Genomic DNA, 17848 nt, shown 5'->3' on the forward strand with positions numbered 1-17848 from the left:
CAGTGATTCGGGTGAGTAAATCTGGCTAACCCCCTTTGCAGCTTCAAGCACAAAGGGGATGACTAAATAAGCACATTTTGATATCGGTGTAACATATCTGCCAGCCGCTTAACCGGGCGAGTAACAGATTCAGGCGACTGATAATCCAGTAATTTTTCCTGATACTGGTCCAGTTCCTGTAATAATCTGGCGAAGTAATAGCGCCGCTTCTGGAAATTCTTTGCATTAATGACTCTATCCGCGGTGTAACGAATTTGCTTATGGAAAGCGCTCAATTCTGCGTTAACTGGAATTTCCGTTTTATTGAGCCGCTGATGGGCGATTATCAAGGTTAGTGCTAGCCGATACTTGTCGATATCCCCGGGGAACATCATCAAAAGCTGATTCAGTTGCTGATACAACGCCGGCAAATGATTTTCATTGCGGCGCGCTTTATTGGTCGTCAGAGCGGATACCGCACTGTAAACAAAGCGATTTAGTAAGGTTCTGCCGGTTCTGTCCTTGGCATTGTCACGGATCAGCAGTAAAACAATCAGGGAAACGAAACAGCCAACAATTTGGCCCAATGCGCTGTCGAGGAACAAGCTGACATTAAACTCCATCGGATTACTCAGCACCATGATATTGATGGTACTGGCCAATGTCCCCAAGGATCCCAGCCGCCGTTTTTGTACTTCGATACCAATAATAAACGCCAGCAATCCCAGACTGATACACAACAGCAACATGCTCTGCTGTGTGGCAGGAATGATAAACATAAAGTAAAGCGCCCCAATGGGCAGGGCCATAATTACCCCCAGCAGGAAGTCTATCGCCACCATTCGGGGATTGGGGGTTCGCATCGCCAGCGACGTCACCACGGCAATCATCACCATACAACCCGCACCTGATGTCCAGCCAGTCCACAACCAGAACAAGCCGCCGATTGCCGTCGCAATGCCGGTACGTAGGCCGTTAATCATTGCGTGATGGCCTTCAGCTGAAACATGCTTCACGGGCACAACACCAGTGAGAATATCTTCCTCTACCCGGCTGATACTGCTGTTGGTGTGAATCCCTTTTGCCAGTAATAAATAGCGAGTTGCCGCCCCAACCCAACTGCTGATGGTATGCGGGATCGCCTCACTGTGGCTGGCACCAATAAATTGGCGCAGTTTTTTCATTCGCTGATGTATTTCAGTTGGCGTCTGTGCCGGTTCACTGAGCATGGCTTTCAACTCAGCGGTTAAGATATCGGGGTGGTTAGCCAGTACCAGATAGGTTTCACACGCCTGAGTTATCAGTGTTAATGACTCCGTGTGCAATACCTGCAAACGGCGATTACAGCGCTGCCAGCGGGAAGATTCCATCATCAGATAGCTGCGCATCCCATTGAGTGCAGTGGTATTTTTAACTAAATTATTCCAAGCTCGGTCAATATCGGTCTTTTCCGCCGGGCGAATGCACAGTTGCAAAAGCTGGTATTGATCCACCAGAACTTTGTCAACCAGACGATCAATATCTCGCTTAATAGATCGCGGTGAAAACAGCAGATCAGCCATAACTGCACAGACGATCCCCAAGACAATCTCGCTACAGCGCTCAACTGCAAACTGAGGCGTTAACAGCGGAGTTTCGCCGGTCGTCACGATGATGATAAGCGCGGTATAGCCCGCCAAACCAAAAGCATAGGAGTTTTCCACTCGCACCAAAGATGAAATCCAGGTACAAACCCCAGCCCATAAACAGCAAAGCATCAGAGTCAAAACCGGCGCTCTGATAGTCAGAACAATTATAATCAAGCCGCCAATACAGCCGATAAATGTTCCGATAATACGCAGCCAGCCACGATGGCGAATGGCCCCAGAGAAAGGTTCGCCACCCGCCGCAAAAGCTGGGCCGGCGGCAACAATCGCGGCGGTCAAGACTGACCAACGCGGTGTTTCTAATTGCAAATGAAAGCCCAGAAACAGCGCCGCAACAATGGCAAAACTGAGCTTGAAAGCAAAGCGCAGACGGATAAAGGTCGGGCTGGTCATCTTAGCCAAACTCGCGCAGACGATGCATCAATTTCACAATCGGCGAGGCCTGATTAGGATCACGATCATTTGATCCCGTAATCACTACCGTCGCGGTAGTGCCCGCCGGATAGGGATGTTGCTGATCTTCAGGGTCCAGGCGGATCTTCACCGGCACACGCTGCGCCAACCGCACCCATTCCAGATTATTATCAATAGTCGCCAGCCCTTTGCTGTCGACACTGCTACTGCTATTAGTGATGCCCGCTGAGATGCTATCGACCGTGCCATGCAGAATGCGGTTGCTACCAAGCGGTGTAATTTCGGCCCGATGCCCCGGAGTGACGCCTTCCAGCTTAGTTTCTTCCAGATAGGCTAAAATATAGAAAGTATCTTTTTTCACCAAGGCAACCGCCGTGGCACCGCGGTTAATAAATTCTCCGGCGTGAACATTCAAGTTTGTCACCCACCCTTCGGCGGGAGCGCGCACGGTGGTTCGCGCCAAATCAAGTTTGGCTAAATCACGCACCGCGACAGCTTTCGCCAGTTGATGACGCACGGTTTGCAGCACATTGCTGGATTGGTCGATCTCTTCTTGTGACAGCGCCTGAACCCCCAGACGCTGACGTCTGCCGGATTCCCGCTGTTTCTCGGCGGCCAGTGTCTGGTAATAGGCAACATCCGCTTCGGCTTCAGCCAAAGCTTGCTGATAGCGCGGCTGGTCAATCACAAATAGGATTTGGCCTTTCTGTACCAGTTGGTTGTCTTTAACCGGCACATCGGTGATTAAGCCACTGACATCTGGCGCAATCGCCACCACATCGGCGGTAAATTTTGCATCACGAGTCCACGGCGATTCTGTGTAGAAGGCCCAGACCTTGAAAATGGCAATCACAGCCAGTAAAACCAGCAACAAGGTGATGCCGATGCGGATTATTTTTAATGAAAAAGTACTCACGGCGACCTCAGGAAGAAAGACGGGATATTAAGTAAAAAAGACAACCATACAGCGCGGTATTAAAGAGCGCTGGATGCCAGACAAACTCATAAATACCCGTGGGTTGCAACACACGACGCAGGACAAAAAAAAGTGCCAGCGAAAGAAGCAGTTCAAGAAATATCGGCGGAAAAGACAGGCCAAATATCACCATCACTGGAAGCAAACTCATTCTTTAAATCCTTTCTGTTATAGGGTGTCGGTGAATACGCCTGGGTGAATAATCTCACTGTCAGTTGAAACACATCCAACCACAGTTGCCACGGCTAAAAGCACCAGCCATAAGACTGACTTATAGGTTAAACTTGATTGTTCAGTATGACTGCAACTTGGACGAGGCGAGGTAACACTCCGGCTACGTGGCTTTCAAACTTCGAATTTTGCTACCGACAGCAGTATATTAGCCTGCTTACTATCAAGTTATCTACAATGTGTGATCTAAATCACTTTTAAGCCAGAGTTAACAATCCACGTAGAGTGAACAATGGAAAGATTAAAACGAATGTCAGTCTTTGCCAAAGTGGTCGAATGCGGTTCCTTTACGGGAGCAGCACGGCAACTGGCAATGAGTGTCTCGTCGATAAGCCAAACGGTATCAAAACTGGAAACGGAGCTAAATGTTAAGCTGCTTAACCGCAGTACCCGGCGCATTGGTTTGACGGAGGCGGGCCGAATTTATTATCAGGGTTGCCGGCGAATGTTGCAGGAGGTACAGGAAGTCCATGAACAACTGTATGCATTTAACAATACGCCGACCGGCACATTGCGAATCGGCTGTTCATCGACGATGGCGCAAAATGTGCTGGCGACGATGACGGCTGCGATGTTGAAAGAATACCCAGGACTTTCCGTCAATCTGGTGACAGGAATACCTGCGCCGGACCTGATTGCCGATGGTTTAGACGTGGTCATTCGCGTTGGGGCATTACAGGATTCAGGGCTATTTTCCCGCCGTTTGGGTTCCATGCCAATGGTGGTGTGTGCCGCCAAATCCTATCTGGCACAGTATGGCACACCGGAAAAACCCTCAGATATGGTCAATTTCTCATGGTTGGAATACAGTGTTCGGCCGGACAGTAATTTTGAATTGATTGCGCCGGAAGGTATTACCACACAGATATCCCCGCAGGGCCGCTTTGTTACCAATGACTCACAAACCATGATCCGCTGGCTCAATGCGGGGGCAGGTATCGCCTATGCGCCGCTGATGTGGGTTATTGAGGAAATCAAACGCGGTGAAGTGGAAGTACTTTTCAAAAAATATCATTCAGACCCACGCCCGGTATATGCGTTATATACCGAGAAAGACAAAATGCCGCTCAAAGTCCAAGTCTGTATTGATTATTTAACCGAGTACTTTAAACGGGTCGCTGAGGTATATCAGGGTTATCGATAAATACACCCGTTATTGGGTACTCAATTTAGCCCTAAACTGAGCACCCAAAATACGGAGTTATCCCACACTACTTACGCCGTGCCACCCACAGTCAAATTATCCAGCTTCAAAGTAGGTTGGCCGACGCCAACCGGCAGGCTTTGCCCTTCTTTACCGCAAACACCCACGCCTTTATCCAGCGCCAAGTCATTGCCTACCATCGAAATTTGCTGCATAGCTTCAATACCGGAGCCTATCAAGGTGGCCCCTTTGACCGCACTGGTAATTTTGCCTTTTTCGATCAAATACGCTTCGGAGGTTGAGAACACAAACTTGCCGGAGGTGATATCCACCTGACCGCCACCAAAATTAGGCGCATACAGGCCATATTCCACACTGGCGATAATCTCTTCCGGTGTTGATTTGCCCGCCAGCATATAGGTATTAGTCATGCGCGGCATCGGCAGATGCGCATAAGATTCACGGCGACCATTACCCGTCGGTGCAACCCCCATCAGGCGCGCATTCAGTTTATCCTGCATATAACCTTTCAAAATACCGTTTTCAATCAGTACGTTGTACTGGCCAGGTACCCCTTCATCGTCGATGGCTAATGAACCTCGGCGGCCTTGCATGGTGCCATCATCCACCACAGTACACAGTTCTGAAGCCACCAACTTACCCATTTGCCCACTGAAGACTGAGCTGCCACGGCGGTTGAAATCACCTTCCAGGCCATGCCCGACGGCTTCATGCAACAACACGCCCGGCCAGCCGGCCCCTAAAACGACAGGCATAGCTCCTGCGGGAGCCGCAATCGCAGACAAATTGACCAGAGCCATTCTGACCGCTTCATTAGCAAAATTATCGGCCCGCACTTCGCCATCCACGGTTTCCAGGAAGTAGTCATAACCGACACGACCACCGCCACCACTGGCCCCGCGTTCACGTTTGCCGTTATCTTCAACCAATACGCTGACAGACAGGCGTACCAGCGGGCGAACATCAGCCGCCAGAGTTCCATCAGTGGCCGCAACCAGGATTTGCTCATATACGCCGGTCAGACTTGCGCTCACTTCCTGCACTCGTTTATCCGCGGCGCGAGCCACTTTATCGACACGATGCAACAAGGCAATTTTGTCTTCCCGCGACAGACTTTGTAGCGGGTCAAGCAGCGGATACAGTGCCAGATGGGAAATCTCACCCAAGGCGTGCACTTTGCCGTTGCCCGTATCACGCACGATACTGCGCGCAGCATGGGCGCTTTGCTGTAAAGCATTCAGGGTGATTTGGTCTGCATAGGCAAATCCGGTCTTTTCGCCGCTGACCGCGCGCACGCCGACACCCTGATCAATATTGTAAGAGCCATCTTTGATGATGCTGTCTTCCAACACCCAGGCCTCGTGATAGCTGGACTGGAAATACAGGTCAGCATAATCGAGGCGGCGCTCAGCCAACTGCCCCAATACTGAGAACAAGTCCTGATGGTTCAGCTTGTTAGCAGCGAGTAACTGCTCACTGACAAACGAGAGGCTCATAGTTTTCACTCTTTATTTAGATGATAGCGGCACCAGCGACGACACAAAGCGATTGTGCTGTAATACCGGCATCTGGTTACGAATGGTTTTCAAACCGGCGGTTTCAATTTTGACTTTTAAGGCAGAAACCGCGTCTGGATTTTGACCAATGATTTTACCCCAGGCATCGACCGCCATGGTGTGGCCCCATGTACGGCGGGTCGCGCCATGACGCCCCACCTGTGCTGCGGCCAGTATCACGCACTGGTTTTCAATCGCCCGTGCGCGCAATAAAATTTCCCAGTGAGCTTCACCGGTGACTTTGGTAAAGGCCGCCGGTACAGAAATAATCTCCGCCCCTTGCGCCCGTAGGGCTTGGAACAAACCCGGGAAGCGCAAGTCGTAGCAAACCGTCATGCCAAGGCGACCGACCGGCGTATCCACCACAGTCAGTTGCTGGCCCGCCTGATAAGTATCTGACTCACGATAGCGGCCATGGACATCTTTGATATCCACATCAAACATATGAATTTTATCGTAACGGGCTTTCAGCTCGCCCTGGTCGTCAAACAACAAGCTACTGGTGGTGATAAGATCCGGAGACTCACGGCTTATCATCGGCATTGAGCCCACTTGAATCCAGACACCATATTTACGTGCCATTTCACGGACTTCCTGCTGCAATGGCCCGTCATTGTGCTGCTCGGCATGGTGCCGATATGAAGCTGCATTGGCAAAGAGCAATGCATTTTCTGGCGTCATAACCAGTTGAATACCTGAGTTTAACTGTTTGATCTGCTGCTCAATCTGAGCCAGATTGTCACGGGTATTTTCACCGCTGCATAACTGCAATAATGCAACATTGGCATTTTTCATGGCGCCTTACTCTCCTTTAGCTGGCGTAATACTTCATGGATGTTCGGCTGGTCCAGACTACCGGTAATCTGATAGCGAATCAGCGAAACCTTACTCCATAACGGCCCTAAAATTTTCGAGGCAGCAAATACCGCCGCCCCCACCACAGGGTTAATCGCAAAGGCAGTTGCAACACCGACAGTGGCGGAAATCTCTGGGGTAATGACCGCCTCCATGGCAATTTTTCGTTTAGCTAAATCTACATTGCCACTCATGGCAATATCGGCGGCTAAGCCATCAACTACTAAATCATTGGTATGCATCACACCATCTTTAATATTGGCGCTGCCCCGAATAGAATCAAACGCGAAGTCACGACTAAACGTATCACTAAAATCGAGCTGGAGCTTACGTAATAGTGCGTCAAAACTGACTAGCCGCAATAGCTGCCCTGCACGCCCACCGCCAAGATCAGTCAGTAGCCCTCTGCCCAATCTACTCTTTAACGTGCCATTCAGGGTATTAATCTGCGGTTGCCACGGAACACCACGCCAATTTACATCAGCATTGATATCAAACGAAGCATCCTTAATTGGCGTTATCAGGCCAAAGAACGAAAGCGTTTCATCGATTTTTGGCCCACTCAGCGCAACATTCAGGGACGTTTTATCACCTGAACTGTCTTGCAGCCACTGGCCGCTAATTTTCGCTCGCCCGTTACCTGCTTCTATAAGCCCATTGGTTAGCGTCAGAATGTGGTCTTTCGGGGTCAAATCTGCATTAATCCGCCCGACACTTTGCCCCAAAATCCAACAATCTTTGCAGCGCAATTGCAGAGCTGGCCAGTCATGGAATGTGATCTTACTGGGGCTTTGTGGCTCCTGCAAGGCCGCCTGCGCCAGTGGATCTTTCGCTTCACTCCCCGCCCATTGCGGGTTGTAATAAAGGTAATTAATATCGGCATGCCATGGCCCACGTTCTACCATAAGCAGGCTTCCATCCACTTCCTTGCCTTTCGCCGTGACCTTCGTACCTGCGGGTAATGGGTCGACATCCAATGTCAGCTCATGCCAAGCTTGCCCACCGATCAAGAGCTGAGGCGTCTGTAATGTCAGCCGTTTAGGCAAAATGACATTGGACTGCCCACCTTTGATAGTCGGTTTATCTGATGAGGCAAAAGGCGCGCTGACTGCCGCAAACTCTGATGCCAGCAGATCCAGCCAGCGCTCGCCATCGAGGTTAGGTAAATTGAGCACCAAACCTTTATCGTCCGGCAGCGGTGGTGTTTTTTTACTGCCGGTCTGCCAGATTGCGCGGGCCAATTCAACCTGCTGTTTTTGCATCAACCATTGGCTATTAAAAGCATTGTTACTGCCCGCACTGCCAGACAAGGTAAAACTGTCCAGCCCACCGACTGCTTGTACCTGTAGCGGTAATGGCTGACCGCTTGCTTTATCGAGCGGTGGAGGTAAGTGACTGCTCACTTTCTTAAGATCGGCAGAAACATCAATTTTGTAATCTGGCTTACCGTTTTTAGGTAATTGCACGGCAACTTTACCTTGCCAGTTGGCGCTGCCACTCAGTAATTTCGCCACATCATTCGGCACGCCCGGTAATTTGGCCGGCAACCAGTCGCCGTGTAATCCAACATTCACCAAAAAGTTCTTGGGTTGTTCTTCGGTAGTAAAATCAACGGATAACGGCTGCCCGAACCAATTGGCTGATAAGGTATCACTCTCGAGATTGCCATCATTGAAACGGAACTTACCGCTGATATTCTCCAGTTGGCTTTGCAGAGGCTTCACTAACAGACTGTTGTTTTTCAGCGTGACCTCGCCGCTGGCATGTGTAATGCGGTTTTCTTCCAGTGGGATATCGAGATGTAAGCGCCCACTAACTTTTCCGCCCACCTGCAACTCTTCCAGCGTCTCCGCCACTGAGTCATTGAGTGGTGTATCAGTAAAATAGTCATGAACTGCGCTCCCTTCACCGGCAACTTCAGCATCCACGTACAATTTTTCTTTCAGATAGTCCGGGATATTGGCGCTGATATTGCTACCGGTAACCTTGCCCAACATGGCATGGGGCGCGTCCATCCACAGACCTTCATTAAGGAAATTAAGGTCGATAGCTAAATTATCTAATGCAGGCCAATCTGGCTGGAACGCGAAAGTGGCGTTACGTAGCGGCACATAAACCTGGAACTGGCCTTCTTTATGTTTATAAGGAAAATCATGGGGATTGCCGTTGTAAATCAGCGTGGCATTATCCACCTGCCCACCCTGTAACGACTCTGTTAGATAGTCGGCCAGTTTCCCGCCCATTAAAGGCACCGGGAAGTAGCGCCAGGCATCAGTTGCATCATACAGGCGGATACCGCTCAAGATCTTAAGCCACGGCTGGCCTTGGTCAGGCTGCATATAACGGAAACTGCCATTACCCCACAATGATTTAGCCCGGACATCCAACTGATCACTCCAGAGCTCCCAACCTTTATCATTAACTTGCCAGTTCACTGCACCGCTGGCCTGGCTGACCTCTAATGGGGCGCGGAACATATCGCCATAAGGTAATGTGCTGTTTTTGAGGTTAATATCCAAGCGCCCAAGTTCGGCTGAGCCGCTCAACGCCCCGGCAAAATTATTCACCCCTGGCAACATATCCCAATGCTGCCAGCTGATATCGTGCCATTTTGCCTGAAAGCGGGTTCTTTGCGGCTGGCTAATGGGAATATCCAATGCCACAGCATCTACCATCCCTTGAGGTTGTAAATCAGCTAAGTGATTCATTAGCTCGGGGGTAAACAGTGACAAAGTGGGTAATAACGGCCCCACCCGCTCTAGCTGAATATTTGTGGCACGAATTCGTAACTCTTGAGACTGGTCTGGCCCAATAAATTGGGTATTTTCCGGCAACCACAGCGCAGATAAATGCCCTTTTGGCCAAGGCTGACCATCCGTTTTAAGACTCAATTCCGGCGCATCAACTTGCCAACCATTACCCTGACGGCGGCCTTCCAGCACAAAATTATCTACCGCTAACTGATGGGATTCATCACCCACAGTCCAGTTAGCTTGCCCTTGGCTGAGCAAAACATTGCCGCTGTAGATTTCGCCACTTTTGATAGTTAGCCAAGCCGCCAGACTGAACTCCGCGCTGTCCAAGCCCGTATTGTTGTGCAGCCAACGGCTAATCCAAGGTTTTAAATCAATATTATCGGCCTGCATGTAAACAGTGCCATTATTTAAAATACCTTGATTATCATGCAGATCCATCCGAACCATCAGCACGCCATGCTGGCCATTAATGGTCGATAAACTGATTTGCCCTTCCGCGCGATGCCGGTTGGGGGAGTTAAGCCAGGTAAGTTGTGGAATCTCTAATTCGGCGCGCGGGCCTGATGGGGTAAGGAAAGAAATACGGCTGTTGCGCAGATCAAAGTGATCTAACTGACGCAAGAAGATATCGGTGATAGTGCTAGCTTCAAAACTGCTGCCATTATTTTGCTGTCTATCCAGCGTGGTATGGAGATCCAGCTTCAATTGATAGAAAGTCATATCGCGGAACTGCCAGCGCCAATGTAGCAATGACTGCCATACATCCAGCGCAAGGGTCACCCGTTGCACCTGCCAGTCGGCTTTCGGCAATTTAGCGCTAATATCACGCAATTCCAACGTCGGGCCAAACGTTTCCCACGTCCCTTGCATGAACCCCACTTCCAGTGGAATACCGCTGATGGACTGAACCTTGGCCACGATTTGCGGACGATAGTCGTTGATGAGAGGCAGCATCATGCGTAGCCCACTGACCAACAGTGCCACCACAACAATCATTGTGGCGCCTGTCGCAAATATTATCCTGGGCAGTCGCCTCACACTTCTCTCCTTGCCATCCGCTGCAAGCTGTAAAGCCCGTAGGCTCTTACATCATCACCACATCAAACTGCTCTTGGTTATACAGCGGCTCAATTTGCACTTTCACTTGCTTACCGACGAAGATTTCCACTTCAGCCAGTGCATGAGACTCTTCGCCTTTTAGCGCTTCCCCCACGGCCGGAGAAGCATAAACCAGGAAGCGGTCAGAATCATAAGCATGGTGAACACGGACAATCTCGCGCAAAATTTCATAGCACACGGTTTCTACCGATTTGACCGTGCCACGGCCACGACAGGTCGGGCACTCATTGCACAGCACATGCTCAATACTCTCCCGCGTGCGCTTGCGTGTCATCTCGACTAAACCTAGCTGAGAAAAACCGTTAATACTGGTTTTTACTCGATCTTTACTCAGTGCCTGTTCCAGTGAATGCAATACACGCCGACGATGTTCTTCATTACTCATATCAATGAAATCAATAATGATAATCCCACCCAGATTCCGCATCCGCAACTGGCGGGCAATGGCTTGGGTGGCTTCAATATTGGTATTGAAGATAGTCTCGTCAAGATTACGATGCCCGACAAAAGCGCCAGTATTGATATCCACGGTCGTCATGGCTTCGGTCTGATCAATAATCAGGTAACCACCTGATTTTAACTCAACTTTGCGCTCTAATGATCGCTGTATTTCATTTTCGACATCATAGAGATCAAAAATGGGTTGCTTGCCAGCATACAGTTCCAGTTTTTCGGTCATTTCTGGAATATATTCACTGGTAAACTCCACCAGTAAATCATAAGTCAATTTAGAATCGACGCGGATTTTATCCAACGCCGCCCCGGCAAAATCGCGGAGGACACGTTGTGCAAGTGCCATTTCACCATACAGTTTATATTTGGTGATATTGCGTTTTTTACGCTCTTGAACTTTCGTCCACAAACGTTTGAGAAAAGCGGCATCAGCGGCCAATTCCTCTTCACCAATCCCTTCCGCGGCAGTGCGGATAATGAAACCGCCTTGCTCATCACAATACTCTGCCACGGTTTTCTTCAAGCGCTCGCGCTCAGCTTCACTTTCAATACGCTGAGAAACGCCAACATGGGCAGCCCCTGGCATTAAGACCAAGTAGCGGGAAGGTAGAGTGATATCAGTGGTCAAACGTGCGCCTTTCGTGCCGAGCGGATCTTTCACCACTTGCACCATAAGATCCTGCCCCTGGCGGACCAGTTCAGCGATATCGCGCACATTGAAGTTTTTCTGCTCATCCCCAGCCACGCATTCGGTGTGGGGCATGATATCGGAAGCATGGAGGAAAGCGGCCTTATCCAGACCTATATCGACAAAAGCTGCTTGCATGCCCGGCAGAACCCGGCTAACGCGACCTTTGTAGATATTGCCGACAATCCCTCTTTTCGCTTCGCGCTCAATATGAATTTCTTGCAGGATGCCACCGTCAATGTAGGCAACCCGCGTTTCAGACGGTGTAATATTGACCAGTAATTCAGCTGTCATGTATTCCTCTCACATTACGTAGCGCAATGAAATTACTTAGTAATTCATGGGTTTCAACCAACGGCAGCCCCACCACGGCATGGTAACTGCCTGTAATGGACCTGACGAAACAACCACCTTTCCCCTGAATACCGTAAGCGCCCGCTTTGTCCATGGGTTCACCGGTAGCAATATAGTCACTGATTTCCAACTGGGATAACACGCGAAATGTCACATCTGTCACAACCATGGCAGATAATACATCTTGTCGGTCAGCAATAGACACCGCAGTAATCACTTGATGCTGCTGCCCGGACAATGCACTCAGAATTTGCTGTGCATCCGCTTTATCCCTTGGTTTTTCTAATACTTGCCCATTTAACACCACAATAGTATCTGCACCTAATACCGGCAAATCCTGTGGTGCGACACTCACCCCAGCCAGTGCTTTGTCCTGTGCTAAGCGCCGGACATATTCTTGTGCACTTTCCTCAGGTTTACGCTGCTCTTCAACCACTGTTTTCAGTACCTCAAAAGGGACATCAAGCAGGGTCAGTAATTCACGGCGACGCGGAGAGCCAGAGGCGAGGTACAGGGCGGTCATGAGTCTTAAATCCTTATTGCACCGTAAATTGACGGCGAATTTTGCGCATTAACAAAAATAGCCAAGGCCATAGAATGCCGTTGACCACACTACTCCAGAATACTTCGGGGCGGAATGAGACATTACTGACTAAAAACTCAGACCAAAACACCACGACATCCATCGTCAGCGATAACAACATCACAATGAGTGCCTGCTGCCACAGTGCCATATTGCGAAATAGCTGAAACTTAAACGCCACCAGATAAGCAATAATACTGAGCGCCAGCGCCCGCACCCCGAGAGTCGAACCCAAAATAAGGTCCATAATCAGCCCGAGAATAAAACCAGTACCCACATTCACGCGGTGCGGTAATGCCATCACCCAATAGATTAAGACTAATGCCAGCCATGAAGGCCGGAACATATAAATTTGTTCAGGCCACGGCATAATTTGCAACACCATGGCAATCAGAAAGGATAACCAGATAACCCAACGGCCATTGCTGCTGTAACGGTTCATGGTGATACTCCCGGAGCAGTCGCTGCTGTGGGTGCCGTGGTTGCTGGAGGCGCCGGAGGGCCCATAGCATCCGCGGCAGGCAAGACTTGCGACATCATAGGAGCCAAACGTTCATTTGCCACGCGACGAACTTCATCAGGTGGCAACGGAATATCGCCGTTGCGATCTGCTCCCCACAATAGCAACAAGTAACGCAAACGCTGTAAATCAGCGGTTGGGCGCGCCTGAATCACGGTATAAGCCCGTTGGTTATCAACTTTGACCGATGAAACCACCGCGACCGGATAACCTTCAGGGAAGCGGCCGCCCAAACCGGACGTGACTAATACATCACCAACACGAATATCTGTATTGCTAGGCAAATGCTCTAATAATAAGTCATCGGTGCAACCGCTACCGGCGGCAATCACCCGAATATCATTTCGCAGTACCTGAATAGGAAGCGCATGGGAGGTGTCACAAATCAATAATACGCGGCTGGTTAACTTACTCACCGCAACAACCTGGCCTACGACACCCCGGTCACTGATAACCGGCTGGCCTTCGTACACCCCATTGTTAGAACCTTTGTCGATAACGACTTGATCACTATAGGGATCTGTCCCGCTGGACATCACCTGCGTAACCATTTTCTGTTCATCCTGACGCAGGGGAGAACCGAGCAATTCACGTAAGCGGTTATTTTCCTGCTTAAATTGCCCCAGCAACTGTAGGTCAGTGTTTTTCAGCAATAGCTCTTGGCGCAACGCACGATTTTCCAGCTCCAACTGTTGGTGGGTAGCCAGAGTCTCAGAAACGTTGTCGAGAACTTTACGTGGCCCATTGGCCAGAAAATAGAAAGGACTAACGGCGGTGTCCATATAGGTACGTATTTTAACAAATGTACCTAATCGGCTATCCGCTATAACCAAAATAATGGCTGCAAGAACGGCAAAGAACAACCGCAGTTGCAGGGATGGACCCCGGCTAAAAATCGGCTTCATAAATTATGCGTATTCCTTGGCGGCATGAAGGAGGAAGCGCCAAATCTGAATCACCCCTTCGTACTTGACGTTACAGCAGTATTCGCGGCATTCGCTCACACCAACGGCTGACCTAAGTCAGTACGTTGGAATTCACTTCTTTGCCTGGCTGCAACGCCAATTACTGATTAGCTTGGGTATAGATTTATCCGACCGACCCTTCTCCTTTTTTGGCTAACTATTCTTCGCTGAACAAATCGCCGCCATGCATGTCGATCATTTCCAACGCTTTACCACCGCCGCGCGCGACGCAGGTCAATGGATCTTCTGCAACCACAACCGGGATACCTGTTTCTTCCATCAGCAGGCGATCCAAGTTACGCAGCAATGCGCCACCGCCGGTCAACACCATACCGCGCTCAGAGATATCAGAAGCCAGTTCTGGCGGGCACTGTTCCAGCGCAACCATCACGGCGCTAACAATACCAGTCAGCGGCTCTTGCAGCGCTTCCAGGATCTCATTGGAGTTTAGAGTAAAGCCACGTGGCACACCTTCTGCAAGGTTACGGCCGCGGACTTCAATTTCCAGAACTTCATCACCCGGATAAGCAGAACCGATGCTGTGCTTGATGCGTTCAGCGGTTGCTTCGCCAATCAATGAACCGTAGTTACGGCGCACATAATTAATGATGGCTTCATCAAAGCGGTCACCACCGATGCGTACAGAAGAGGAATAAACCACACCGTTCAGAGAGATAACGGCCACTTCTGTGGTACCGCCACCAATATCCACAACCATAGAACCGGTCGCTTCAGAAACCGGTAAACCTGCGCCAATTGCCGCAGCCATCGGTTCTTCAATCAGAAACACTTCACGGGCGCCCGCGCCCTGAGCAGATTCACGGATCGCACGGCGCTCAACCTGAGTTGCCCCGACCGGTACACACACCAATACACGCGGACTTGGGCGCATAAAGCTGTTGCTGTGAACTTGCTTGATAAAGTGTTGCAGCATTTTTTCGGTGACAAAGAAATCGGCGATAACGCCGTCTTTCATCGGACGAATAGCTGCGATATTACCGGGGGTACGCCCCAGCATCTGTTTGGCATCATGGCCCACAGCAGCAACGCTCTTCGGTGAACCGGCACGATCCTGGCGAATAGCAACCACTGAAGGTTCATTCAGTACAATGCCTTGTCCTTTAACATATATAAGGGTATTGGCGGTACCCAAGTCGATGGACAAGTCGTTGGAAAACATGCCACGAAATTTCTTAAACATAACGAAAGGATAATCCTGCAAGCTGGGGGCGGAAAATAAAATCCGCCTACTTTACCAACCACACGAAGCAGCGACAAGGCGCAAAAACGTCCTGATTCGGTGAAAAAGTAGCTGCGTTATTCACATCTCGTTCCATCACGAACCCATCTTGTTTGAAAAGGTTGAATAAACCCTCGGCACAAGACAGATTCTGCGCAACGACCGGCGTAACACAGCACATAAAATCTAACATTTAACCTGATTCTCGTCGGAAGTAAGCGCCCACCAACGATTTACGGAAATGACTGGCACATTCTACGTTAATTTTTGCTCAACGATCAGGCTAAACATAGCCCTAATACGAATATTTTTTCTTTCCGGGGCTCAAAAGCGTCGGCGGAGCAAAAAAATTGCCCTGTCCACCGTAAACACCTTTCGCCTTCAGAGTTTGCCATTCTTCACGGGTAAGAACTTCTGCTGCGAAAACTTTCGCATGCGTTCCTGCACAAGCCCCCGTTAGACTCTCGACAAACAACTGATTTTCATAACGTAAATTAATGCTTCTTACTAATCCCGGATGAAGTTTAATCATTTCAACCCGGAGAGACTTAATATATGACGTACTGACAACCGTCAATCCGGCCTGTGACACCATGACCTTGCAACCGACACCCAGTAACAAACGCATCATCGGACGGATTTGGCTGATATATTGACACACATCTGCCTCTGCAAGTTCAAAGATAATTCGCTCTCTATCCGATTTTCTGCATTGCAACAACGTATCCCGCAGCCAGCGCTGGAAAGGACGCTGTAATAATGAATCAACGCTGATAGAAAATGCCAGAGTTTCGTCCGGCCATAAAGCTAATAAAGGAATTATCCGATCAATTTTTTGGCGATCATAAAGCTCACCCAAACCAAATAATTGCACCAGCGGCGTAAATTCAGCGGCCAGCAACTCTTGCTCGCCATCATATATGCGGCTGATTATTTCACGGTGGTGAATTTTACCGTCAACTGTAACAACAGGTTTCTGGTAAAGCCGTGGGCCACCATTAACCAAAGTTTGTTCCAGCAAAGTGCGCCACTTGACGCTACCACGCCCTTTTTCTGCAACTTGTGTGTCGTAAACATACCAACCATTTCCCCCATACATCGCCGCATTTTTGGTCGCTTGTCCAACATTATCCATTATCTGCTCAGCTGAATCGCCATTGCGGTACGCCACAATGCCAATGTGCAGTAATGACTCTCGGTCAATAACATGCGGCTCGGGTAATGACCCAACTGCATGTACTAACTGTGCAGCCATGACATCGGCATCTTTAAGCGTTTTATGAGGGAGTAAAATCGCAATATCACTGTGATGATAACGCGCCAATAATGCAGAGGGATGACGCGTAACAAAAGTAGAAAGCAGATTAATCAGCGAATGCATCAGTTCTTGCACCTGCTGGTGATCATCCGTTTCAATTAAACTGTCAAAATCCGGTAACTGCACCATCATAACGACCCCATGGGCACCGGACTCTTCCATTTGAGTCGTCAGTTGGTTATCAAAAAAATGGCGGTTACTGAATCCTGTTTTGGCATCTTGTGCAGCAAATGTGCGAATTAAAGTATCAACACGATTACGCTCTTCCCTAGCTTCTATAAGCTCTGCCAATAAATGATCAATAGCGCGACTGGCGCAAGGGGGCCATTCGTGGCCATCACTATTAATAGCGTATTCACGTTCGCCATTAAGAATACGTTTGGCCCGCCGCTCCAGTTTTTCCTGGCCTGCGGTCTGTTCACGTAGCCAACGGAAACTTAATAGAAGTGTCAGCGCGATAATCACCACCGCCAACGACAAAATAGCGGCAGCATAAAGAGATCGGGCATAGCTGCTTAAGGGGTCAATATAGGTAAAATGCATTGATGCCCCCGGCTGGTGCAGCATGGGAACAACCAAACTGCGATGGCGGATTTGGCCGTTCCAAGGGGTATAAATAGCAGGGAGTTTTAGTTGATATAACGTGCTGTCTTCATTCTGGATGCTTACTTCCAAAACACCCAACGTCCGCATCATTACCGGCAACCATTCGCGTTCTTTATCAGCAGGGTGCAACAGCAATGACTGATCATAAGCTGTCACAATACTCTGAAGGCGGTGCTCCATCTTTTTTTGACACAAATAAAAAAAGCTTGCCGTGCTACCCAGTAGCACTAAACACATCGCTAATACGACCAGCAAAGTCATAAATACAGAAAGTTTGGTTGTAAATCGCATCCCTTAACCTTGCGAAGCGCAATTCAGTGAAAAAAATACCTCAGTTCCTTCGAGGAAAAACACTATATGACAAAATACCGCCATAACGCTGATTTTTTACTTCATAATGCGACCAGAAGACAATAACTCAGCC

13 protein-coding genes are annotated in these 17848 nt (G+C 49.4%); 1 reads left to right on the forward strand and 12 read right to left on the reverse strand.

Annotated elements, in window-relative coordinates:
* Positions 1 to 62: 62 nt before the first annotated feature.
* Genes aaeB through aaeX form a run of 3 tightly spaced genes read right to left on the reverse strand, consistent with a single transcriptional unit; the run spans position 63 to position 3166 of the window.
* A complete protein-coding gene (gene aaeB / locus F0T03_RS19230) occupies positions 63 to 2018 on the reverse strand; it encodes a p-hydroxybenzoic acid efflux pump subunit AaeB (protein ID WP_159680132.1) in 1956 nt (651 codons plus the stop codon).
* 1 nt (position 2019) lies between these two features.
* A complete protein-coding gene (gene aaeA / locus F0T03_RS19235; RefSeq protein WP_145555164.1) occupies positions 2020 to 2955 on the reverse strand; it encodes a p-hydroxybenzoic acid efflux pump subunit AaeA in 936 nt (311 codons plus the stop codon).
* A gap of 7 nt (positions 2956 to 2962) precedes the next feature.
* Positions 2963 to 3166: a p-hydroxybenzoic acid efflux pump operon protein AaeX gene (aaeX, locus tag F0T03_RS19240; protein WP_145555163.1), complete on the reverse strand. Its 204-nt coding sequence runs from the start codon at positions 3164 to 3166 to the stop codon at positions 2963 to 2965.
* Positions 3167 to 3478: 312 nt separating this feature from the next.
* Between aaeX and aaeR the strand changes: the two genes are divergently transcribed.
* The gene (aaeR, locus tag F0T03_RS19245) at positions 3479 to 4390 is read left to right on the forward strand and encodes an HTH-type transcriptional activator AaeR (RefSeq protein ID WP_145555162.1); all 912 of its coding nucleotides are present in this window, start codon (positions 3479 to 3481) and stop codon (positions 4388 to 4390) included.
* 71 nt (positions 4391 to 4461) lie between these two features.
* Here aaeR and tldD read toward each other — a convergent pair whose 3' ends face one another.
* The 9 genes from tldD to csrD all read right to left on the reverse strand — a co-directional run bounded on the left by tldD (position 4462) and on the right by csrD (position 17715).
* Positions 4462 to 5907, reverse strand: coding sequence for a metalloprotease TldD (tldD, locus tag F0T03_RS19250; RefSeq protein WP_159680135.1), 1446 nt, complete (start codon positions 5905 to 5907; stop codon positions 4462 to 4464).
* A 12-nt stretch (positions 5908 to 5919) separates the two neighbouring features.
* Positions 5920 to 6762: a deaminated glutathione amidase gene (nit1, locus tag F0T03_RS19255; protein WP_145555160.1), complete on the reverse strand. Its 843-nt coding sequence runs from the start codon at positions 6760 to 6762 to the stop codon at positions 5920 to 5922.
* Positions 6759 to 10616, reverse strand: a complete 3858-nt coding sequence (gene yhdP, locus F0T03_RS19260; RefSeq protein ID WP_159680137.1) for an AsmA2 domain-containing protein YhdP — start codon at positions 10614 to 10616, stop codon at positions 6759 to 6761. Before yhdP ends, nit1 begins: the two co-directional genes overlap by 4 nt.
* A 46-nt stretch (positions 10617 to 10662) precedes the next feature.
* Positions 10663 to 12132: a ribonuclease G gene (gene rng / locus F0T03_RS19265; RefSeq protein WP_032911560.1), complete on the reverse strand. Its 1470-nt coding sequence runs from the start codon at positions 12130 to 12132 to the stop codon at positions 10663 to 10665.
* Positions 12122 to 12715 carry a Maf family protein gene (locus tag F0T03_RS19270; protein WP_145555158.1) on the reverse strand — a complete coding sequence of 198 codons (594 nt, stop codon included), beginning with the start codon at positions 12713 to 12715 and terminating at the stop codon, positions 12122 to 12124. Before F0T03_RS19270 ends, rng begins: the two co-directional genes overlap by 11 nt.
* Before the next feature lie 13 nt (positions 12716 to 12728).
* Entirely contained in the window at positions 12729 to 13217 is a 489-nt protein-coding gene (mreD, locus tag F0T03_RS19275) for a rod shape-determining protein MreD (protein WP_025376835.1), read from the reverse strand.
* Positions 13214 to 14200: a rod shape-determining protein MreC gene (gene mreC / locus F0T03_RS19280; protein WP_145555157.1), complete on the reverse strand. Its 987-nt coding sequence runs from the start codon at positions 14198 to 14200 to the stop codon at positions 13214 to 13216. The genes mreD and mreC overlap by 4 nt, the downstream gene beginning before the upstream one ends.
* 217 nt (positions 14201 to 14417) lie before the next feature.
* Positions 14418 to 15461 carry a rod shape-determining protein MreB gene (gene mreB / locus F0T03_RS19285; RefSeq protein WP_002228205.1) on the reverse strand — a complete coding sequence of 348 codons (1044 nt, stop codon included), beginning with the start codon at positions 15459 to 15461 and terminating at the stop codon, positions 14418 to 14420.
* 334 nt (positions 15462 to 15795) lie between these two features.
* Positions 15796 to 17715 (reverse strand): RNase E specificity factor CsrD, encoded by a 1920-nt coding sequence (gene csrD / locus F0T03_RS19290; RefSeq protein WP_159680140.1) that lies wholly within the window; start codon positions 17713 to 17715, stop codon positions 15796 to 15798.
* Between the last annotated feature and the right edge of the window lie 133 nt (positions 17716 to 17848).

The organism is Yersinia canariae (assembly GCF_009831415.1).
Classification (GTDB): Bacteria; Pseudomonadota; Gammaproteobacteria; order Enterobacterales; family Enterobacteriaceae; genus Yersinia; species Yersinia canariae.